The sequence below is a fragment of the Bacillus cereus group sp. MG9 genome (assembly GCF_040459995.1).
In the GTDB taxonomy this organism is placed as follows: domain Bacteria; phylum Bacillota; class Bacilli; order Bacillales; family Bacillaceae_G; genus Bacillus_A; species Bacillus_A mycoides.
The window spans coordinates 629403-651955 of the sequence record NZ_JARVHC010000001.1 but is presented as its reverse complement, the minus strand read 5'-3'; the positions used below and the strand labels follow the sequence as shown (position 1 = coordinate 651955).

Here is a 22553-nt window from a genome sequence, read left to right as displayed (position 1 = left end):
CTAAGTAAAGCCCCTTCCAGGAAAGAATCCTCCTCCTAAAAATGGAGAATGTACAAATCCACCAAATGGAAGATCGTACATTTTATTCATCCCCTTTTCTATATAAAAATGTAATAATATACTGTATGTAGGACAAATGCGGAAAGCATGGGGAAAATGTCTATATTTTGTAAAAAAAACAAAACACTTTATAATAAGAATGTCAGATTACACCTTTTATATAAGAAGTCTATATTTAAGAAAGATTTGAGGAATTTTATAGAAATGAAGAAACCTATCGTTCAATTATTATTAATATTTACAATCGTATCTATCGTTCTTTTTCTATTAAATACATCGGTTATTTCGTTATATACGTTTGTTGGTGCTCTATGGTCCATCACAATCGTAGGAATTTCATTCGTTATTTTTATCGAAAATAGATCACCCCAAAGTACCTTAGCGTGGTTTTTAGTATTAGCACTTCTTCCTGTTGTAGGTGTACTTTTATACTCTATTTTCGGGCGTAGCCGTTGGAGAAGAAAAAAACATCTTCATCGTTCAGAAGAACAAAGAAAGTTATTCCGCGAAATATTAGAAGGAAGACGACTAGAATTATCACTCACAGTCCCATTACATGAACGTTCTATACATTTAACAGAAGTCGTACAAAAATTCGGAGGCGGGCCTGCCGCAGATAGAACAACAACAAAACTTTTAACAAACGGTGATCAAACCTTTTCAGAAATTTTGAACGCAATCGAGAATGCAAAACATCACATACATATTCAATACTATATTTATAAATCTGATGAGATTGGTACAAAAGTGCGAGATGCTTTAATACAAAAAGCAAAAGATGGTGTTATTGTACGCTTCCTTTATGATGGACTCGGAAGTAATACGTTAAGACGACGATTTTTACAACCTATGAAAAAAGCTGGAATTGAAATTGTCGAATTTGACCCTATTTTTTCAGCTTGGTTACTCGAGACAGTTAATTATCGTAATCACCGTAAAATCGTCATTGTAGATGGAGAAATTGGTTTTACCGGAGGGCTCAACGTCGGTGATGAATATCTTGGTCGCTCAAAAAAATTCCCTGTTTGGCGTGATAGTCATTTAAAAATAGAAGGAAAAGCATTGTATAAATTACAAGCCATCTTTCTAGAAGATTGGCTTTATGCGTCTAGTGGATTGAATACTTATTCTTGGGATCAATTTATGAATAGACACTACTTCCCAGGAAAAGAAATTCCGGATGCAGAAGGTGCGGTGCAAATTGTAGCAAGTGGACCAAGCTCAGATGATAAAAGTATTCGTAATACATTACTAGCTGTTATGGGCTCAGCCAAAAAATCTATTTGGATCGCTACACCATACTTTATTCCGGATCAAGAAACTTTAACATTATTACGCTTAAGTGCAATATCTGGCATAGATGTACGCATTTTATATCCTGGTAAGAGTGATAGTATTATTAGCGATCAAGCATCTCAATCCTATTTCACTCCACTTTTAAAAGCTGGTGCTTCTATTTACAGTTATAAAGATGGATTTATGCACGCAAAGATTGTACTCGTTGACGATAAAATTGCAACAATCGGAACAGCAAATATGGATGTACGTAGCTTTGAATTGAATTATGAAATTATTAGCGTACTATATGAATCAGAAACCGTTCATGATATTAAACATGATTTTGAAGAAGACTTTAAACACTCCACTGAAATTAAATGGAACTCGTTCCAAAAAAGAAGTATCAAAAAAAGAATATTAGAGTCCTTTATGCGACTCATTTCTCCTTTACTATAAGCAATCAATGTGATATTGATTGCTTTTTCTTTTATATTTCCCCCTTCTCCTTTTCTTTGCATACCATATTAAAACAAGTTATCATAAGATGTATTACTTTATGAAAATAATGTTAGGTGGGAAATACATGTTAGAACAATTTCATATACATTCTGATTTAAAACAGCAGCTTTCTACAATTCATGAAAAGAATAAACAAGAAGCTGGTGAAAATGCACATTTAATTGGCAAGAAAATATATAAAGCATCTGATAACAGCATTATTGAAGATGCCATTACAGCACTTTTACTTGGTAAAAACATTCTATTAAAAGGACCAACTGGTAGTGGTAAAACAGTACTAGCGGAAACTCTTTCTTCTTTATTCCAAAAACCAATGCATAGCATTAACTGTTCTGTCGACTTAGATGTAGAAGGTATTTTAGGATACAACACATTACAAACAAAAGACGGCGCATCTGAAGTTACGTTCGTTAACGGTCCTCTTATGAAGGCAATGAAAAACGGTCATTTCCTTTATATTGATGAAATCAATATGGCAAAACCTGAAACGTTACCACTTCTTCATGGTGCGTTAGATTACCGTAAAATGATTACAAACCCATTTACACAAGAAGTTGTATACGGTGATGACGAATATCGCGTAATTGCTGCGATTAACGAAGGTTATGTTGGGACAAGTGAACTAAACGAAGCGTTAAAAAACCGTTTCGTTATTATTGAAGTTCCTTACATTCAAGGTGATACATTAAAAGAACTATTACTATCTGAATCAAAATTAAATGATGTTGCAACAATTGAAAAGTTCGTTGCATTCGCAAGCGATCTTATGCCTTTAGCTCGTGATGGGCGCGTAAGTGAAGAAGCAGCTAGTATTCGTGGCATTATCGATGCATGTGATTTAGGTGTATATATTCCTGTTATGCGTGCAATTGAACGTAGTATTATCGCAAAATTAAACGATGAAACAGAACAAATGACTGTCCGTGAATTAGCAGAAAGTTATTTCTTTGAGGGATAATTCATGAGACAAATTTTTAGTGACAAAAAAATTGATGCGTCGCTGTTTCTACAAATGGAAAACTTAATGTATGCTCTTCTAAAAGAAGACGATGCCTATCTTGAGTATGGCTATAAAGCATACTACGACGAAATTGAAAAAAAGGTTGTCATTAGTCACTTTTGGGATGATCGAAAAGAAGAGGATACAGTAATCGGATTAAAAAGCGAAGTGTTCTTAAAGGCACTTGGTAATAAACATTACTCGGACATGACTTTAATTCGTTCTTATGCGATTGAGTTACAAGAATCGCCTCTAAAAAAGTTTTTAACACAATTATTTGTTCTATTAGAAGATTTACGTGTTGAGGAAATCGTCAAAAATTTACGTCCTGGCACAAAACATATTTTTAAACGCCGAAAAGAAATGTATCGCAATTACTTTGGCTCACAAAATGAAATAAATCGTGTTCGTAACTATCACGGTGATCGTCTATTTTGTCTATGCTATCTTTCATTAACGAGTGATAAATATGAAATGTTTAATAATGAATATTTCGAGCAAATTGAATCAATTTTGCATGAAACATTCCAAGCTCGTAATACGGAAGATATTATGTATATTGTTGAGAAAATTCGCTATCGTTTAGAAGGACTTCTTGAAAGTGATATGCTTAATAATTATTTCGGACATGCACCGCTTTATTTATCTGTGATTGCAGATGAGAAAGACAGTCGCGCTGAAAAATTAGCAAATGATGATACGCAGCTCCTAGATGACGATGATAACAAAAACAAAATGGATGAAAGCTTCTCGACATGGCACCGTGAAAATAAAAACAATGAAAACGAGAACTTTTTACGCTTTGATTTAGAAAGCGGAACAAAAACAAATATGATGGGTGATACTGCTCGTGAATCAGAAGATGGTGACCAAGCACTTGGTTCTGTACAAGGTACTTCCCAAAAAAGTACACAATCTAACTTTGATGGTGCTGATACAGAGGAAGCAAGAGCGTCTCATGCTTCTAGCCAAAATGACGGTGCATACGGCAAGTATAATGTGGGAGCTTCTCATACATTTAAAGAAGCTCGCAAATCAAATCCTGATGAGAAAAAAGATTACCAAGCTATCAAATCAGTCGTTAATAAAGATGTAAAAGAATTAAAGAAAATTATCGAAAAAACAATTGAAAACAAAACGAATGCAAACAGTGATAAATATTACGGAAGGCTTCGTAAGAAATTCCTTCGTATTTATACTGAAAAGCAGCCGCGTATGTTTTATAAAAAAGGACAAGAATCACAAGAGCTCGACGTTGCATTCCAACTATTAGTGGACTGCTCTGGTTCTATGTATAACAAAATGGAAGAAACGAAGAAGAGTGTGGTCCTATTCCATGAAGCTTTAAAATCTTTAAAAATCCCGCACGCTATTAGTGGATTTTGGGAAGATGCTTCTAGTGCTAAACCTGAAGATAAACCGAACGTTATCCATGAAGTTGTTACGTATAAAAACTCAACGTTACCAAACGTCGGTCCAGAAATTATGCAACTTCGCGAAGAAGAAGATAACCGCGACGGGTATATTATTCGTATCGTTTCCGAAAAGCTTGCGAAAAGACCAGAAAAACATAAATTCTTACTTGTCTTTACAGACGGTGAACCTTCTGCACTAGACTATCAACAAGACGGAATTTTAGATACGCACGAAGCAGTCAAACTTGCTCGTAAAAGTGGTATGGAAGTAATCGGCATCTTTATCGAAGAAGGCGAAGTGAAAGAAGCGACTTATCAACTAATGAAAAACATTTATAACCATCACTTCTTAGTTGCAAATCATGCTGAAGATTTGCGCCTGAAGATTAAACCATTGTTGAAAAAACTATTACTGAAGACGATTGAATAGAAAAACAGGAGCCCCCAGGCTCCTGTTTTTCTTCGTTAACTTACTTTGTTTCTGGTTGAAACTTGTATGGAATGGAAACTTCTAATAATAATTCGAACCCTCCATCATAGTATGGGAATCGCTCATTCGCGATTGTTCGATCCACCCACTCGATTGCGGAAATTTCTCCTTCATCTTCTGCACGAAGTTCACCTGTTACTACATTTGCTCGGAATGTAAAAAATAATGCATGATGTCCTTTCTCTTCAAAAAACTTCTCATTTAATGCGACAAGTCCACTGAGTGCGGCAGTTAAACCTGTCTCTTCTTTCACTTCTCTTACTAGTGCTTCCTCTAATATTTCACCTTTTTCAACAGCCCCGCCTGGCAATGACCAAACGTTTTGTTCTATATTATGTACCATTAATATTTTATCTTTTTCGCTATCGTGTACTAATGCATATACAACATCAACTCTTTGCATGTTGCTTTTCTCCCTTCCTAAAATAATTAAGAGCCAATTCCTAAGAATCGGCTCTTCCTATTAATTCATCACTAACTCAGCTGCAAGCTTTTTTTTTAACTTGGCTAACATATCAGTTGTCATTTTGTCTAAATCATATTCTGCTTTAAAGCCCCACTCTTTCATTGCTGCTGTTGCATCAATAGAGTTCGGCCAGCTATCAGCGATTGTTTGACGAGCTGGATCTACTGCGTAATCCATTGTAAAGTTCGGAATGTGTTTACGGATTGATGCTGCAATTTGCTCTGGTTCAAAGCTCATTGCTGTAATGTTAAACGCATTTCTATGAACTAGTTTATTTGGATCAGCTTCCATTAATGAGATGATTGCTTGTAAAGCATCTGGCATATACATCATGTCCATGTATGTTCCTTCTGCAATGTATGAGGTGTATGTACCTTTTTTAATCGCCTCATAATAAATTTCAACTGCATAGTCAGTTGTTCCGCCTCCTGGAGGAGCTACGTAAGAAATTAAGCCAGGGAAACGTACACCGCGCGTATCAACGCCAAACTTTTGATGATAATAATCACATAATAATTCTCCTGCTACTTTGTTTACCCCATACATCGTAGTAGGACGCTGAATTGTATCTTGTGGTGTATTATCTTTTGGCGTTGATGGACCAAATGCACCGATAGAACTTGGCGTGAAAAACTTACAGTTTAATTCACGTGCTGCTTCTAATGCATTTACAAGTCCGCCCATATTTAAATTCCAAGCAAATAACGGATTTTTTTCTGCAGTTGCTGAAAGTAAAGCCGCTAAATGAATAATTGTATCTACTTCATTACGCTTTGCAATATCATGTAATTTTTGTCCATCTGTTACATCTAACGTTTCAAATGGACCAGACGTTACTACTTCACTATCTGTTTCACGAATATCAGTTGCAATAACATTTGATGCGCCGTATACATCACGAAGTTTCATTACTAGTTCAGAACCAATTTGCCCTAAAGAACCGGTTACTAGAATTTTTTTCATTTTTCCCACTCCCCATTTGCAAGCTATTCAAAAGATGTCGTTACTTAAATGATACCCATTTCTTTCCCTACTTTTTCATACTTACGAATTGCTTCATCTAGCATTTCTTTCGTATGAGCTGCTGTAGGCATATTACGAACGCGTCCCATTCCTTTTGCTACGGTTGGGAATACGATAGATTTTGCGTATACGCCTTCTTCATTTAGACGTTTACTAAATTCTTGTGTTAATACTTCATCACCAATAATACAAGGCGTAATTGGTGTCTCACTTTCTCCAATGTTAAAGCCAAGTTCTTTTAACCCTTGTTTTAAATAGCGACCATTTTCCCATAAACGATCGTGTAACTCTGTGCTTTCCATTAGAATTTCAATTGATCTCATACAAGCAGCTGCATCAGCTGGTGTTAAAGCTGTTGAGAATAAGAATGGACGTGAACGCACTTTTAACCAATCGATTAAGTTTTGTTTCCCAGCTACATATCCACCAATTACCCCAATTGCTTTTGATAATGTACCAATTTGGAAATCAACTTTATCAGAAAGACCGAAATGTTTTACAGTACCTGCACCTTTGCCAAGTACACCTGAACCGTGTGCATCATCTACATATGTCATTAAATCCAGCTCTTCTGCAATTTCAACAATCTCTGGTAATTTTGCAATATCTCCATCCATTGAGAAAACACCGTCTGTAATAACCATTAATTTATTATAAAGACCTGATTCTTTTGCCTCGATTGCTTTTTTGCGTAAATCTTCCATATCAGAATGCTTATAAACGATGATTTTCGCTCTTGATAGACGACTACCATCAATAATAGATGCATGGTTTAATTCATCTGAAAGAATCGCATCATTTTTATCCATAACAGCTGAAATCGCTGCCATATTACAGTTAAATCCTGATTGATAAGCAATTGCTGCTTCTGTATGTTTAAACTTTGCAATTGTTTCTTCTAATTTAATATGCAAATCTAAAGTACCGTTAATTGTACGAACAGCTCCTGCTCCAACGCCGTACTTATGAATTGCACCAATTGCTGCTTCTTGTAAGCGATTATCAGTCGCTAATCCAAGATAGTTGTTTGAAGATAAGTTAATATATTCTTTTCCGCCAATTGTAATAATCGGTCCATTTGGACTTTCAAGCGGATCAATTACGTTATAAAGCCCCTTTGATTTTAAATCCTCTAAATTTTCTTCTAAAAAGTTTGCAAGTGTTTTACTAGACATCGTGAAGCCTCCCATCGTTCATGTAAGCGGATTATTATCTTAATAGTTCTAATAATCCCTCTACTAGCTTAACACGTTTTCAGAATTTATTATAGAAAAATAGTTTAAAGAAACCGCTTACAATTTTAGATTATATATGATTCATTACAAGAAATCTATCATTTACTTTTCATATTTGATAGAATTAAAAAAATATTTAGGAGGCTTTTAAAATGGCTTTTACTGAATCTGATGTATATAATAACGAATCGTTTTTAGAGCAATATATGCAGCGAAGATATCGAGAAAATAGTCCAAACGAATCCCTTGAAAAACCAGCATTCTTTCAGCTCATTGGCAATGTAACAGGAAAACAAATCCTCGATTTAGGTTGTGGTGATGCTAAATTCGGCGAAGAATTATTAGAACATGGATGCCACTCTTACACTGGTATTGAAGGCTCCGAGCTTATGTATGAAAAAGCTACAAAGGAACTAGAAAATAAAGTGAAACTTTAATCAGTGGGGGGGTTGTCCATCCCCCACTGATTATTAGTTGAACCAATCGGGCTTTTACGGGCAGTTGATCTCCCACCTAACTCCTTCGCATTCGCAGAATTTTGAGGTGGGAGTCTTACTGCCCGTTAATGCGGGATAAAAATGGCACCGTTCATTTTTTAAACCTCAAAGACTACACATACCCTCCTTCTACTTTTGATTTAGTAACATCTAGACTCGCCTTACATTATATTGAACACCTTGATATCATTTTTCAAAATGTGTTTCAAACTTTAAAAACAAACGGAACCTTCACCTTTAGCGTTCAACATCCCGTTATTACCTCTTCATTTAAAAGCTTGCAAACGAGTGGTAAAAGAACTAGTTGGCTCGTCGATGATTATTTCGAAACAGGAAAACGAGTTGAGCCATGGATTGATCAAGAAGTTATTAAATATCACCGGACTACGGAAGAATATTTTACATTATTACAACAAGCCGGATTTACGATTACAAGCTTAAAAGAAGCTACACCAAATCGAAACTGTTTTCAAGATGAAGAAGAATATGAACGACGTTTACGTATTCCCCTTTTTCTATTATTTTCTTGCCGAAAATAAAAAAGACGATGAATCCTCATCGTCTTTTTTCGTTATCTCATCGCCTGAACAGCCTCTTTAAGTACACGTCTTCCTCTTCCATGCGGGATACAGAGCGGTGTCCCAAATAACGGATCAGCGCTTATTTGACACTCCATACGGAATACATCCCGAACTAACTTCTGGTCAATAACTTCTTCTGGTTTACCTTGCGCATATATTTGTTTATCTTGAATAGCTACAATGTTGTCTGCATAACGACATGCCAAATTTAAATCGTGCAATACCATAACAATCGTTCTTTGCTCTGTTTCATTTAATTCGAATAATAAATCTAACACTTCAATTTGGTGCGTCATATCTAAATATGTAGTCGGCTCATCAAGCAAAATAATATCTGTATCTTGTGCAAGGGTCATTGCAATCCAAGCACGTTGACGTTGTCCACCTGAAAGGGCATGAACATCACGCTCAGCAAATTCTGTCATACCCGTTGCAGCAAGCGCTTTTTGTACCATTTCCTCATCTTTTTCGGACCATTGCTTCAGCCATGTTTGATATGGATAACGTCCTTGCTTTACAAGTTGTAATACCGTAAGTCCTTCCGGTGCTTGTGGCCCTTGCGGTAAAATCGCCATTTGACGAGCGATTTGCTTCGTTTGCATACTTTGAATTGCTTGATTATCTAACAAAATGTCACCGGTTGTTGGCTTTAATAATCTAGCTAGTGAACGTAATAAAGTTGATTTCCCACAACCGTTAGAACCGATGAAGATTGTAATTTCCCCTTTTGGAATTTCTAAATTCAGCTCATCAATAATAATCGTTTCACCATACGACAGCGTCAAGCGTTTCGTCTCCAATGCTTTTTGCATATTCATCTCCCTTTATGAATTCCGACTTTTATAAAGTAAATAAATAAAATAAGGTGCACCAATTGCTGATGTAAATACCCCTGCTGGAATTTCGAGTGGTGTGAAAACTGTACGCCCAATTAAATCTGCAGCGAGTACTAGAATTGCACCGATAATCGCCGCAACTGGGAGCAATGCACCGTAGAAAGAGCCAACTAATCTTCGCGAAATATGAGGTGCCATTAAACCAACAAATCCAATTCCTCCTGCAAAGGCAACTGCCCCGCCAATTAAAGCTGTACTAAGTAATAACATGAATACGCGTGACTTCGTTAAAGGAACACCCAGTCCTACCGCAATATCATCCCCTAACTCTTGAGCATTTAAATGTCTAGCCGCTATAAATGATATTACCGTTAAAATAAGAACCCACGGCGCAAGTATCATAACGTTTTGCCATGAAGAACCGTAAACAGTACCTGTGATCCATACATTCGCTTGACTTGCTTGATAAATTGGCGCTAACAACATAAATAAAGTTGTTGCTGCTTTCGTTAATGCCCAAAATCCAACACCAATTAAAACAAGACTAATCGGTGATAATCCATCATTTTTCCAGGCAAATAAATATACAAAAAACGCTACAATTGTTGCCCCAGCAAAAGCTGCTAGCGGCATATAATGAATGCTTACTGTTAACGCATTGTTTTTATCACTAAATATAGCTAAAAAGAGTACAACTGCAACACTTGCCCCGCCCGTAATTCCGATGATATCAGGAGAAGCAAGCGGGTTTCGAACGAGCCCTTGTAAAATACAGCCCGCTACCGCAAGCGCAATTCCTACGAGGATAGCAATTAAAATACGCGGCATACGAAATTTATTTACAACCATATTTGACATCGCATCACCATTTCCAGTAATCGCTTGCCATACGTCATAAGGAGCAATTTTCATATCCCCCATACCTGCACTCGCAAAAAATAATCCTATTAAAACAACTAGTAAACTCAATAAGACGAGACAAGCTCGTTTATACATTAAAAACGAGAGCTCGCCTTTTCCAATACGAAACGGAATATACTTCTTCATTTGCTAAGCCCTCTCTTACGTGCAATATAAATAAAGAATGGGGCCCCGATAAATGCTGTCATAACCCCTACTGGTACTTCTTGTGGCATAATGACATATCTTGCTGCTATATCAGCCAAGATTAATAGTATTGCACCTAACAATCCGCTATAGGGTACTCTCCATCTGTGATCTACCCCAACAAGAGCTCTTGCGAAATGAGGAGTAACGATGCCAATAAATCCAATTGGACCAGCAACCGCAACTGAACCACCAGACAACAGTACAATAATAAGTAACACGAATGATTTCATTAAAATCGTTCGTTGTCCGAGCCCCTTTGCGACATCTTCCCCCATCATTAATGTATTTACTTTCCCTGCCATCATAAAAGATGCAATCCAGCCTATTAATAAATACGGGAATACTGATTGTAAAATCTCTAACTTTCTTCCTTGCACAGATCCGGCAAGCCAAAATAACACTTCTTCAAATGCTTTTTCATTTAATACAAGTAACCCTTGTGTTAATGATGAAAATAAAGCGCTTATCGCTACACCTGCTAATGTTAACTTAAGAGGCGTTGTCCCTTCTTTTCCTAAAGAACTAGAGGCAAATACAAGTACTGCTGCAACTGCCGCTCCTAAAAAGGCAATCCATGTGAAAGCTGATAATGATGTCACGGAAAAGAGTACAATTGCTACAACTATAAAGAACGCAGCGCCTGAATTTAATCCAATAAAATCTGGAGAAGCAAGCGGATTCTTTGTTAAAGTTTGCATTAAACAACCTGCAATGGCTAAACTAGCACCAACACTTGCTGCAATTAACGCCCTTGGTAGACGCACATTTTGAATAATAATATGCTCATTTGAACCATTAAAATGGAAAAAAGCATCTAAAGCTAATTTCCAACTCGTATTTGTATATCCGAAAATAATACTTCCCCAAATACAAATAACGACTGCAATGATTCCAGCAAATAATCCAATCCATTTTGCTTGATTTGTTTTTAATAACATGCAGCGTTTCCCCTTCAATGTATAATGATACGTTGTAAGTGTATTTCAACTTAATTCTCATTGTCAACGATAATGAGAACTATTTTCAGTAATATATATTGACAATCAAAAGATAAAGGCTTAATATCATGCTTGCTATTGAAAAATATTCTCAACATGTAGGGGGTACATAATGAATTTCATGCAAAAGAAATCGTTTACAGTATTTGTATTTCTACTAGCTTTTTCACTTCTTTTAAGTGCTTGTGGAAAATCAAATAACAAAGAAGAATCAACAAAAGAAGATAATAAAAAAGAAATGATTACCGTTGAACACGCAATGGGTAAAACAGAAGTTCCTGCTAATCCAAAACGTGTAGTTATTTTAACGAATGAAGGAACTGAAGCTTTACTTGAATTAGGTGTGAAACCCGTTGGTGCTGTAAAGTCTTGGACTGGTGATCCGTGGTATCCGCATATTAAGGACAAAATGAAAGATGTAAAAGTTGTTGGCGACGAAGGACAAGTTAACGTTGAAACGATTGCTTCTTTAAAACCAGACTTAATTATCGGTAACAAAATGCGTCACGAAAAAGTGTACGAGCAACTAAAAGCAATCGCACCTACTGTGTTCTCTGAAACATTACGCGGTGAATGGAAAGATAACTTCACATTTTATGCAAAGGCTTTAAATAAAGAAAAAGAAGGTCAAAAGGTTTTAGCTGATTACGAAAAACGTATGAAAGATTTGAAAGGCCAACTTGGCGATAAAGTAAATCAAGAAATTTCTATGGTACGTTTTATGCCTGGTGATGTTCGTATTTATCATGGCGATACATTCTCTGGTGTTATTTTAAAAGAACTTGGATTTAAACGTCCTGGAGATCAAAACAAAGATGATTTCGCAGAACGTAACGTATCTAAAGAGCGTATTTCGGCAATGGATGGCGATGTATTATTCTACTTCACATTCGATAAAGGTAATGAGAAAAAAGGTTCTGAACTAGAAAAAGAATATATAAACGACCCTCTCTTTAAAAACTTAAATGCAGTAAAGAACGGAAAAGCATACAAAGTTGACGACGTTATTTGGAATACAGCTGGCGGTGTAATGGCTGCTAACTTACTACTAGACGACATTGAAAAACGCTTTGTTAAATAATTTCATTCTAACCAGCTCCCTCTTTTATGGAGCTGGTTTTTTCATTTCACTGAAGTGTCACATTATTTCATTTTGTATTTTTATTCCCGATATGTTATATTATAAAAGTAAATATAGTATATTTTCTCTATATCAGAATAAATATTTTAATCTAAATTTTCTGATTTATCACTATTTTACTTTATTTTAGAATTCAATTACTACATTTGAAAACGCTTATTATCTTGTTTTCAGGGGAAAATATAATAACGGTTGAAGAAAAATAGATTTTTTCATAAATTTTCTTGCTATTTCCATATAATTCTATTGACTTCTAAATATTTTGTGAATTAAAATAATTACATAAATATCCGTTATACAGGATTAGGGGGAAACAAACATGGATGCAGCTTTAAAATTAGACAAAGCTGGAGAGCAACAATCACCAAAAAAACATCCACCAGGATTATATTTGTTGTTCTTTACAGAGGCATGGGAAAGATTTAGTTATTACGGAATGCGTGGCTTATTAGTTCTTTATTTAACAACGAGCTTAGTAAGTGGCGGTTTAGGCTTTGATAAAGCAGTTGCTGTACAGATTTACGGTATTTTCACAATGTTAGTATACTTCACACCTATTATTGGTGGTTGGCTAACTGACCATTTCATTACGAAACGACACGCCATTACCATCGGCGGTATCATTATGGCACTTGGTAACTTCGTACTATTTTCAATGAACACGAAAACTGGACTATTTTTAGGATTAGGATTATTAGTTATCGGTAACGGATTCTTCAAACCAAATATTTCGACTTTATTAGGTCAATTATATAGCGACAACGATTCTCGTCGTGATAGTGCCTTCACTATCTTCTATATGGGAATTAACTTAGGAGCTCTTATCGCTCCATTCATTTGCGGTTATTTCACAGATTATAGATACGGTTTCTTAACAGCTTGTATCGGTATGATCATTGGACAGATTGCATTTAACTTATTAGCACCTCGTTACTTAGGATCAGCTGGAACAACTGTTGTCGGTAAAAAATCTAAAGAACAAAATGCAAAACCTATTGAGAAAAAACCTTTAACAACACAAGAGAAAAAGCGTACAACTGCAATTTTAATTTTAACTTGTTTCGTTGTATTCTTCTGGGCTGGATTTGAACAAGCTGGTAGTTCTTTAACACTTTACACAGATAAGTTCGTGGATCGTACAATTGGTGGATTTACAATTCCAACACCTTGGTTCCAATCTGTAAACCCACTATTCATTATCTTACTAGCATTACCAGTTTCTGCATTATGGATTAAACTTTCAAAAACAAAAAATGGTGATTTAAAAATCCCTACAAAAATGGCTTTTGGTATGATTTTACTAGGAATCGGGTACTTAGTTTTAACTTTAGCCGTTCTAAAAACTGGTAGCGATGAAGGTAACATTACAATGAAAGCAAACTTACTATTCATTGTATTCACTTACATGTTCCACACAATCGGTGAATTATTCTTATCACCAATTGGATTATCTATGGTAAGTGCAATCGCACCTCTTAAATTAGCATCTTTATTAATGGGTGTATGGTTAGCTGGTACTGGCTTTGCAAACTTATTAGCAGGACAATTAGCTGCTTTCACTCAATCTTTAGGATATTTAGAAGTATTCGCAAGCATCGGTGTTATCGTAATCGTGCTAGGATTAGTACTTCTTATGTTCTCTAAGAAAATTGCACATATGATGTAATAGAAAAGACGCTTCTACAATTAGAAGCGTCTTTTCTATTACATCTCTTCTAAAGCCGTGACATCCACGTGAACGCTCTCTCCTGGGTTGGATACGTCATACACTTGAGCACTACCCTTCTGCTCATCACAACTCTCAATCCATACGGGGACTCCCTCGTATGTAACATCAATTCTACTTGAAGAAGATAATATCTGTTTCACACGTTTTACATCCATTATATTATTCCTCCTTTGGCTTACAACACTCCTTTCTATCTTTTCATATCCCTTCAGAATATATTCCGTCAATTTAGCACTTCAACCGATAGTTTGTTTCTTTCTAACGCGCTAATATATACGCTCTCAAATCTTCCTATTATTAGATCCTTTCCAAATAAAAAAAGACGTATATTTCACACGTCTTCTTTCCATAATATTCAAAAATTAAGAAAATAATGTTTTTACTACTTCACTTACTTTATCGTTATGAATTTGATAGTACACTTCTAACCCGCGTCTCTCAAAGCGTACTACTTTATTTTGTTTTAATTTCGTTAAATGCTGCGAAACAGTTGATTGCGGAATTTCTAATACCTCTTGTAATTGTGTTACATTACATGTTCCACGCTGCATCAGTTCCATTACTAAACGTAGACGCAATGGATGAGCTAATGCTCTTAACATCTGTACGTCTTCTTCTGAAATACGACAGTCAAATTGGTTTTGGTTCATAAAATTCCCCTCATTTTCATTTTTTATTTTCTCTTTATTTATTTATATATCTGTTCTTATATTTCCTGTTACGACATAACTTTATCAACCTATAATGCTGAGAAAATTTTCCGACTTTTATCAGCACACAGTTCAAGAAAAAATCCCACCTGATTTTGAATATTATACTATATGATACAATAAAAAAGCAAAACAAAGGGCTAGCAATACTTTGCTTACAAACGTTGTTTTATCAGGCTTTTTGTTATATTTTCACCTTACTGAAATGTACAGTAATGATATTGTAAAATATCGTCCATAATTGATAACCTATCGTAAAGTAATTTGACCATATTTAACCACTTTGTTACGATAAAAAGGAAATTTAAGTAAGGAGGATGATGTAATATTAAAAAATGGTTTATTTTTGCGTTAATTAGCATTGCGGTTGGCTGGACTATTATCAATCACTTCCTATTAGACAAAAAAGAAGATATAGCTTCAAAATCAAACATCCCCATTGGAACTGAAGTTGGCAATGCTGCACTCGATTTCCTTCTGGAAACAACCACTGGTCAAGAAGTTCGCCTTACAGACTATAAAGGAAAAAAAGTAATATTGAATTTTTGGGCAAGCTGGTGTGGTCCATGCAAAATAGAAATGCCTGATATGGAAAAGTTTTATCACGATACTAAAGATATGGGGATTGAAATTGTCGCTATAAATGCGACAGCTACTGAAAAAGACCCGAATAATGTAAAACAATTTCTTGAAGAAAACAAATATACCTTCCCCGTCCTATTAGATCAGAAAGGCCAGGCAAGTGCCGCATATCAAATCATCAGCATTCCAACATCTTTTGTCATCGATACAAACGGTGTCATTCAATATAAGCATGTAGGACCAATGACATATGAAAAAATGAAAGAATATGTAAATAATTTATAGAAGCGTAATCAAATCAATTTGATTACGCTTTTTGTCTACTTTATGAACAAAATGTTACTTTTAATACTATTATGGAATAATTATACTTTTTCACGTTGACAATAGTGTTGAAGGAGAATATACTAAGCATGTAAGTTGATTGTGAATAGTTTCACAAATAATGTGAATTTCTTCACATATAATAGATAGGAGTTGTCATTATTATGAGTACTTGGACACAAATTTATGACCCATTAAACAATATTTGGTTATCTGCACTAATCGCAGCACTCCCAATTTTTTGCTTCATTATTTGTTTAGTGGGATTCAAAATGAAAGGTTACATGGCTGGGCTTTATAGTGTGATCGTCGCTATTATTCTTGCTATATTTGTTTATAAAATGCCCGCAACTGTAGCTGTAGCATCTGCCGGATTCGGTGTTTTATCTGGATTTTATCCAATTTGTACTATCGTTATCGCAGCTATCTTCCTTTACAAATTAACTGTTAAAACAGAACAATTCAATGTCATTCGTGATAGCATTTCAAGTATTACAAATGATCAGCGTTTACAAGTATTATTAATCGCTTATTCTTTCGGTGCTTTCTTAGAAGGTGCAGCTGGTTTCGGTGTTCCAGTTGCTATTACAGCTGCATTACTTGTAGGTATGGGCTTTAATCCATTAAAAGCAGCAGGTATTTGCTTAGTAGCTAATATCGCTGGTGGTGCTATGGGTGCTATGGGTATTCCAGTTACAGTACCTGCACAATTAACTGGGCTAGATGCATTAACTGTCGGTCGTCAAGCTGTTTACATTTTGCCATTCATTAGCATTGTTTTACCGTTCTTACTTGTTTCAATGGTAGATGGATTTAAAGGCATTAAAGAAACTTGGCAAGGTATTCTTGTAAGTGGTGTTTCTTTCGCAATTACTCAGTTCCTTGTGACTTACTTCTTAGGCGCTGAACTTACTAATATTTTCGCAGCAGTCGTAAGTATGGTCGCTCTTACATTATTCTTACGTGTTTGGCAACCAAAATCTTCTGCTAAAGAAGAAAAACAAGAAGAAAAAGAATCTCATACATTCAATCAAATTTTATATGCTTGGTCCCCATTCGTATTCTTAACTGCATTTGTAACAATCTTTAATTTAAAACCAATTAAAGCTTTATTTGCTCCGGATGGTCCATTGGCAAACTTAGTATTTAACATTCAATTCCCTGGTCTTCATAATGCGGTTATGAAAACTGCACCAATTACAAAGGCTGATACACCTTTCGCAGCGATTTTCAAACTAGATGTATTCTCTTCTACAACTACTGCGATTGTATTAGCAATCATCGTTTCACTTATCGTCTACCGTGTAAACGGCAAAATGATTAAAGAATTAATGATCGAAACAATAAAAGAACTAAAAGTTCCAGTATATACAATTTGTAGCGTTATCGCTTTAGCTTACGTAGAAAACTACTCTGGTATGTCATCTACACTTGGACTTGCATTCTCTTCTACAGGAAATGCATTCCCAGTTCTTTCTCCAATCTTAGGATGGATTGGCGTATTCATTACAGGTTCAGTCGTATCAAGTGGTTCATTATTCGCACCACTTCAAGCAGTAACTGCCGATCAGTTAAACATCGTACCATCTACTCTCGTTTCATTAAACGTAGTTGGTGGTACAATCGCAAAAATGGTTTCACCACAATCTGTAGCAGTTGCTTGTGCAGCAGTTGGACTAGTTGGTCAAGAATCTGCTCTATTTAAAATAGTAATGAAATATAGTTTAATCTTCTTAGCTATTATTAGCTTACTTCAACTTAACTCTGTATTTAATATCTTCTAAAAAAAAGCACCGATCCAAATGGATCGGTGCTTTTTACATTACATTTTTTTAGTCTTTAATAAAGAAGCACCAGCAATTTCAGGATGCGTCATTTCGTATGGATCCAAAATAATATCAAGCTCTTCTGCTGTAAGTACACCATGTTCTAAACATAGCTCCCTAACAGATTTTCCTGTCGCAATTGCTTCACGTGCAATGCGAGAAGCTGCTTCATAACCAATATGAGGATTCACTGCTGTAATAACTCCAACACTTTTTTCAACATATTGCTTAAGCAACTCTTCATTCGCTGTAATTCCCTTTATACAGTATTCACGGAATACACGGAAACCGTTATTCATAATACTGATGGATTGAATTAAATTAAATACTAATACCGGCTCCATTACATTTAACTCTAATTGTCCAGCTTCTGACGCTAAGCAAATTGTATGGTCATTTCCAATTACTTGGAAAGCAACTTGGTTAATTACTTCTGCCATAACTGGATTTACTTTCCCCGGCATAATAGATGAACCTGGTTGACGAGCTGGTAATTGAATTTCCGCCAACCCAACACGTGGACCAGACGCCATAATACGAAGGTCATTTGCAATTTTAGACATATTCATCATACATACTTTTAGTGCTGCAGATACTTCTGTATATGCATCTGTGTTTTGCGTCGCATCAACTAAGTGCTCTGCACCAACAAGAGGGAAACCACTAAAAGTTCGTAAATGCTTCACAACTTGTTCTATATAAGTAGGGTTTGCATTTAATCCCGTACCGACAGCTGTCGCACCCATATTAACTTCGTATAAATGTTGACGAGACTGTTTAATTCTTTTTATATCACGCTCTAGCACTCTGCTATATGCTTCAAATTCTTGCCCAAGGCGAATTGGAACTGCATCTTGCAAATGCGTACGCCCCATTTTAATAACGTGATCAAACTCTTTTGCTTTATCATGAAAAGCAGAGTGAAGTTCTTCCATTGTAACAAGAAGTTCTTCCAGCATCATAAGAGTTGCTATATGAATCCCAGTTGGGAACGCATCATTTGTTGATTGAGCCATGTTCACATGAGTGTTTGGGCTAATTTTCGCATATTCACCTTTTTCGTATCCCATACGTTCTAGCGCTCTATTAGCAATTACTTCATTAGTATTCATATTAATTGAAGTACCTGCTCCGCCTTGAATCGGGTCTACGATAAATTGATCATGGAACTTTCCATCAACAATCTCTTGTGCCGCTTCTGCAATTTCTTGTCCGATATCTTTAGCTAAGTAACCTGTATCTATATTCGCAAGCGCTGCCGCTTTTTTTACAATTGCCATTGCCGTAATGAGTGACGGATGAATGCGGTATCCTGTAATAGGAAAGTTTTCTACGGCACGTAATGTTTGTACACCATAATAAGCTACACTCGGTACTTCCTTTTCACCTAAAAAATCTTTTTCTATACGTATATCCTTCGTTGCTATCATTTTTCATCACCTATACTTTTCATTCTAAATCCTTATCTAAAGAATTCGCCCTATAAAATACGAGTATCATTAAATGAATTCTTCAGTATCCACTTTCACTATATAGCACCTTTTTTGAAAGCGCAAACATTTATTTTTCTATATATACTTTTTATTAAAGTTTATATAATAGAAAATCCATTCATTCTTCTACTTTCTTTATTTCAACTCGCTTAATTTGATGCATATCCTTTTCAAGAACTTTAAAAGAAAAGCCGTGTTTTTCAATAATATCTCCTTCAGCAACGATTTGCTTTTGTACCATAATCCAGCCACCAATTGTATCTACATCATCAGCGATTAAGTGTATGCCAAATAAATCATTTACTTCACTAATAAGCACTTTTCCCTCTACGATTTTACACCCTTCACTTATATGCTCTATAGGCGGGTGTTCATCTTCATCGTATTCATCTCGGATTTCTCCAACAATTTCTTCTAAAATATCTTCTAGTGTAACGATCCCCGCTGTACCACCATATTCATCATATAATACAGCTAATGGAATTCGTTTTCTTTGCATTTGTAATAGCAAATCATGAATAGGGATATTTTCTAACACTTCAATAACTGGTCTTGTATATGGCGTAATCGAGCACCCCTCGTCTCGATTACCATCCATATAACGAATAAATAAATCCTTTACATTAACCATCCCAATAATTTCATCTTTATCTTCACCAAATACGGGATATCTCGTGTACTTTTCTTGTGCGATTATTTTAATATGTGTTTCAAATGGTTCGTCCTCATATAAACCTACAACTTCCGTACGAGGTACCATAATTTCCTTTGCGACTCTATTATCGAATTCAAAAATATTATTTACATATTTAAATTCCCTTTGATTAATCTCTCCACTCTCATAACTCTCAGATAAGATTAATCGTAATTCTTCCTCCGAATGAGCTACTTCATGCTCAGAAGCCGGATGTAATCCGAATAACCCTGTTACAAGCCTTGCAGAACCATTTAAAGCCCAAATAAACGGATACATTACTCGGTAAAAGTAAATAATTGGCTTCGATAATAATAAGCTAACTTGCTCTGCCCTTTGTATAGCGAGCGTCTTCGGAGCAAGTTCACCAATGACAACATGTAAAAACGTAATAACTGCAAATGCAATAATAAATGAAACTGTACTTGCAATTGCAGGAGATAGGTGTAGTTTTAAAAACAACGGCTCGATTATATGTTTTATAGTGGGCTCTCCTAACCACCCAAGCCCTAAAGCAGTAATTGTAATACCTAACTGACATGCTGATAAATACTCATCTAAATTCGAAGTTACTTTTTTAGCTGCCAATGCTCCTCGTCGTTTTTCACTAACGAGTTGATCAATACGACTGCTACGCACCTTAATAATTGCAAACTCAACAGCCACAAAAAATGCTGTTAACGCAATAAGGATGGCTACCATCAGTAATTTTAAAATATCCACATATGTCCTTTAGCTTTCTTAGCTAAAGTTACACCTCCTTTAAAAAAGAAGTTTCACTTTAGTTTCTTCATTTATTTGAAAGCAACCCTATATAAAATTCACCAATTTCAAGCCTCATACAATTCTAAAGGCAAGCCATCAGGATCTTGGAAAAAGACAAATTTTTTATCCGTAATTTCATCCATACGTATCGCTTCAGTCTCCACACCGCATTGTTTTAAATGGTTTACAGCTTCTTCTATATTTGTAACAGCAAATGCTAAATGTCTAAGTCCAGCTGCTTCTGGAAAACTTGGGCGCTCAGGTGGACTAGGAAATGAAAATAATTCAATTTGATACTCTTCCCCTACACATAAATCTAACTTATAAGAATCTCGTTCTTTTCTATATACTTCATTTATCGCTTTAAAACCTAATATCCGGGTATAAAAATCCTTTGACAGTTCATAATTCGAACAAATAATTGCAACGTGGTGCACTCTACATATATTCATGCTCTCTCTATTCCTTTCTTTACCAAAGATGCATATTCTCCCTTGAAATGAAAAACATATATAGCAGAATATCTCTTTTAGGGGGCTTACTATGAAATTTATTACTTTTTTCGTGGGACTTATCGTTGTTTTCTTCCTTGCTTATATTGCTAGCAACAATAAGAAACATATTAAATTTAAACCAATTTTTATCATGCTTATTATACAATTAATTTTAACCTATTTATTATTAAATACAGAAATTGGTCTCATACTTATTACGGTAATTTCTAGCCTGTTTACGAGGCTACTTGAGTATGCTGCCAGTGGTATAAACTTTGTATTTGGCGGTCTTGCAAATAAAGGGGAAATGCCATTTTTCCTTAACGTATTATTACCGATTGTCTTTATCTCCGTCTTAATTGGCATATTACAACATTTCAAAATACTACCATTCTTTATTCGTTGGATTGGTTTCTTTCTTAGTAAAATAAACGGTCTTGGGAAATTAGAATCTTACAACGCCATCGCTTCCGCTATTGTCGGCCAATCAGAAGTTTTTATTACGGTTAAAAAACAATTAGCCCAAATTCCAAAACATCGACTATATACACTTTGCGCCTCTGCTATGTCAACAGTATCTATGTCCATTGTCGGTGCCTATATGACAATGATTGAACCAAAATATGTAGTAACCGCACTCGTTCTCAATTTATTTAGTGGTTTTATTATCGTACTCATTATTAACCCTTACGACGTTAACGATGATGAAGACATTTTGGTAATAAAAGGGGAAAAACAAAGTTTCTTTGAAATGCTTGGAGAATACATTCTTGATGGTTTTCGTGTAGCAATTGTCGTCGGTGCTATGCTCATTGGATTCGTCGCATTAATGAGTTGCATTAATGACCTATTCCTCATTATATTCGGCATTACTTTCCAACAATTAATAGGCTATGTATTCGCCCCTATTGCATTTCTTATCGGCGTACCAAGTTCTGAAATTGTCACAGCGGGTAGCATTATGGCAACAAAGCTTGTAACAAATGAATTTGTAGCAATGATGGATCTTAGTAAAATTTCCAGCACTCTCTCTATCCGTACAGTTGGTATTATTTCTGTCTTCCTCGTTTCTTTTGCCAACTTTTCTTCCATTGGAATTATTTCCGGTGCGGTAAAAGGGTTAAACGAAGAACAAGGAAATGTTGTTGCCCGCTTCGGCCTAAAATTACTATACGGCGCTACTCTTGTTAGTATTTTATCTGCGATTATTGTAAGTATTATGCTTTAATTAGGTAAAATTTTATCATTTTCTTATCCCTGTCTTTTGTATACAATAACGAATAGATG

The 22553-nt window shown here is 35.5% G+C and carries 19 protein-coding genes and 2 pseudogenes; 10 read left to right on the top strand and 11 right to left on the bottom strand.

Going from position 1 to position 22553, the window contains the following annotated elements; translation table 11 throughout:
• The first annotated feature begins 264 nt into the window (after positions 1-264).
• From QCI77_RS03250 to QCI77_RS03240, 3 genes are all read left to right on the top strand, one after another.
• The gene (locus tag QCI77_RS03250) at positions 265-1794 is read left to right on the top strand and encodes a cardiolipin synthase (RefSeq protein WP_088294032.1); all 1530 of its coding nucleotides are present in this window, start codon (positions 265-267) and stop codon (positions 1792-1794) included.
• A 127-nt stretch (positions 1795-1921) separates the two neighbouring features.
• Positions 1922-2815, top strand: coding sequence for an ATP-binding protein (locus tag QCI77_RS03245; RefSeq protein WP_000892986.1), 894 nt, complete (start codon positions 1922-1924; stop codon positions 2813-2815).
• A gap of 3 nt (positions 2816-2818) precedes the next feature.
• A complete protein-coding gene (locus tag QCI77_RS03240; protein WP_113770576.1) occupies positions 2819-4702 on the top strand; it encodes a vWA domain-containing protein in 1884 nt (627 codons plus the stop codon).
• 40 nt (positions 4703-4742) lie between these two features.
• On the opposite strand, the gene QCI77_RS03235 is transcribed toward QCI77_RS03240, so the two are convergent.
• The 3 genes from QCI77_RS03235 to QCI77_RS03225 are packed head-to-tail and all read right to left on the bottom strand — an operon-like array spanning position 4743 to position 7426.
• Complete coding sequence (locus tag QCI77_RS03235; RefSeq protein ID WP_113770577.1) at positions 4743-5165, bottom strand: NUDIX hydrolase; 423 nt, start codon at positions 5163-5165, stop codon at positions 4743-4745.
• A gap of 60 nt (positions 5166-5225) precedes the next feature.
• Positions 5226-6191, bottom strand: a complete 966-nt coding sequence (locus QCI77_RS03230; protein WP_002188273.1) for an L-threonine 3-dehydrogenase — start codon at positions 6189-6191, stop codon at positions 5226-5228.
• Between the two features lie 44 nt (positions 6192-6235).
• Complete coding sequence (locus QCI77_RS03225; protein ID WP_000095918.1) at positions 6236-7426, bottom strand: glycine C-acetyltransferase; 1191 nt, start codon at positions 7424-7426, stop codon at positions 6236-6238.
• Between the two features lie 212 nt (positions 7427-7638).
• On the opposite strand from QCI77_RS03225, the pseudogene QCI77_RS03220 reads away from it, so the two are divergent.
• Positions 7639-7908: pseudogene (locus tag QCI77_RS03220) on the top strand (class I SAM-dependent methyltransferase); the annotation flags it as partial.
• A gap of 152 nt (positions 7909-8060) precedes the next feature.
• A pseudogene (locus tag QCI77_RS03215) lies at positions 8061-8522 on the top strand (methyltransferase domain-containing protein); the annotation flags it as partial.
• Between the two features lie 32 nt (positions 8523-8554).
• Here QCI77_RS03215 and QCI77_RS03210 read toward each other — a convergent pair.
• Genes QCI77_RS03210 through QCI77_RS03200 form a run of 3 tightly spaced genes read right to left on the bottom strand, consistent with a single transcriptional unit; the run spans position 8555 to position 11448 of the window.
• On the bottom strand, positions 8555-9376 hold the full coding sequence (locus QCI77_RS03210) for an ABC transporter ATP-binding protein (RefSeq protein WP_002167083.1): 822 nt from the start codon (positions 9374-9376) through the stop codon (positions 8555-8557).
• Between the two features lie 12 nt (positions 9377-9388).
• Entirely contained in the window at positions 9389-10447 is a 1059-nt protein-coding gene (locus tag QCI77_RS03205; RefSeq protein ID WP_113770579.1) for a FecCD family ABC transporter permease, read from the bottom strand.
• A complete protein-coding gene (locus QCI77_RS03200) occupies positions 10444-11448 on the bottom strand; it encodes a FecCD family ABC transporter permease (protein WP_002188269.1) in 1005 nt (334 codons plus the stop codon). The genes QCI77_RS03205 and QCI77_RS03200 overlap by 4 nt, the downstream gene beginning before the upstream one ends.
• A 172-nt stretch (positions 11449-11620) precedes the next feature.
• Between QCI77_RS03200 and QCI77_RS03195 the strand changes: the two genes are divergently transcribed.
• Together QCI77_RS03195 and QCI77_RS03190 are read left to right on the top strand one after the other, a co-directional pair.
• A complete protein-coding gene (locus tag QCI77_RS03195; RefSeq protein WP_016101841.1) occupies positions 11621-12589 on the top strand; it encodes an ABC transporter substrate-binding protein in 969 nt (322 codons plus the stop codon).
• A gap of 379 nt (positions 12590-12968) precedes the next feature.
• Entirely contained in the window at positions 12969-14315 is a 1347-nt protein-coding gene (locus QCI77_RS03190) for a peptide MFS transporter (protein WP_353824492.1), read from the top strand.
• 38 nt (positions 14316-14353) lie between these two features.
• On the opposite strand, the gene QCI77_RS03185 is transcribed toward QCI77_RS03190, so the two are convergent.
• Together QCI77_RS03185 and QCI77_RS03180 are read right to left on the bottom strand one after the other, a co-directional pair.
• Entirely contained in the window at positions 14354-14533 is a 180-nt protein-coding gene (locus tag QCI77_RS03185) for an acid-soluble spore protein H (RefSeq protein ID WP_002010492.1), read from the bottom strand.
• A gap of 207 nt (positions 14534-14740) precedes the next feature.
• Complete coding sequence (locus tag QCI77_RS03180; protein ID WP_001075217.1) at positions 14741-15028, bottom strand: ArsR/SmtB family transcription factor; 288 nt, start codon at positions 15026-15028, stop codon at positions 14741-14743.
• Between the two features lie 387 nt (positions 15029-15415).
• Between QCI77_RS03180 and QCI77_RS03175 the strand changes: the two genes are divergently transcribed.
• Positions 15416-15955 (top strand): redoxin domain-containing protein, encoded by a 540-nt coding sequence (locus QCI77_RS03175; protein ID WP_309145079.1) that lies wholly within the window; start codon positions 15416-15418, stop codon positions 15953-15955.
• A gap of 203 nt (positions 15956-16158) precedes the next feature.
• On the top strand, positions 16159-17778 hold the full coding sequence (locus QCI77_RS03170) for a lactate permease LctP family transporter (protein WP_002029741.1): 1620 nt from the start codon (positions 16159-16161) through the stop codon (positions 17776-17778).
• Positions 17779-17816: 38 nt separating this feature from the next.
• On the opposite strand, the gene aspA is transcribed toward QCI77_RS03170, so the two are convergent.
• The 3 genes from aspA to gloA2 form a co-directional block, all read right to left on the bottom strand.
• Positions 17817-19250, bottom strand: coding sequence for an aspartate ammonia-lyase (gene aspA / locus QCI77_RS03165; protein ID WP_002029742.1), 1434 nt, complete (start codon positions 19248-19250; stop codon positions 17817-17819).
• Positions 19251-19431: 181 nt separating this feature from the next.
• Entirely contained in the window at positions 19432-20730 is a 1299-nt protein-coding gene (locus QCI77_RS03160; RefSeq protein WP_353824491.1) for a hemolysin family protein, read from the bottom strand.
• A gap of 107 nt (positions 20731-20837) precedes the next feature.
• Positions 20838-21224 carry an SMU1112c/YaeR family gloxylase I-like metalloprotein gene (gene gloA2, locus QCI77_RS03155; protein WP_001017670.1) on the bottom strand — a complete coding sequence of 129 codons (387 nt, stop codon included), beginning with the start codon at positions 21222-21224 and terminating at the stop codon, positions 20838-20840.
• A gap of 91 nt (positions 21225-21315) precedes the next feature.
• Here gloA2 and QCI77_RS03150 point away from each other — a divergent pair, with 91 nt between their 5' ends.
• Positions 21316-22494, top strand: coding sequence for a NupC/NupG family nucleoside CNT transporter (locus QCI77_RS03150; RefSeq protein ID WP_000668860.1), 1179 nt, complete (start codon positions 21316-21318; stop codon positions 22492-22494).
• The last annotated feature ends 59 nt before the right edge of the window (positions 22495-22553 follow it).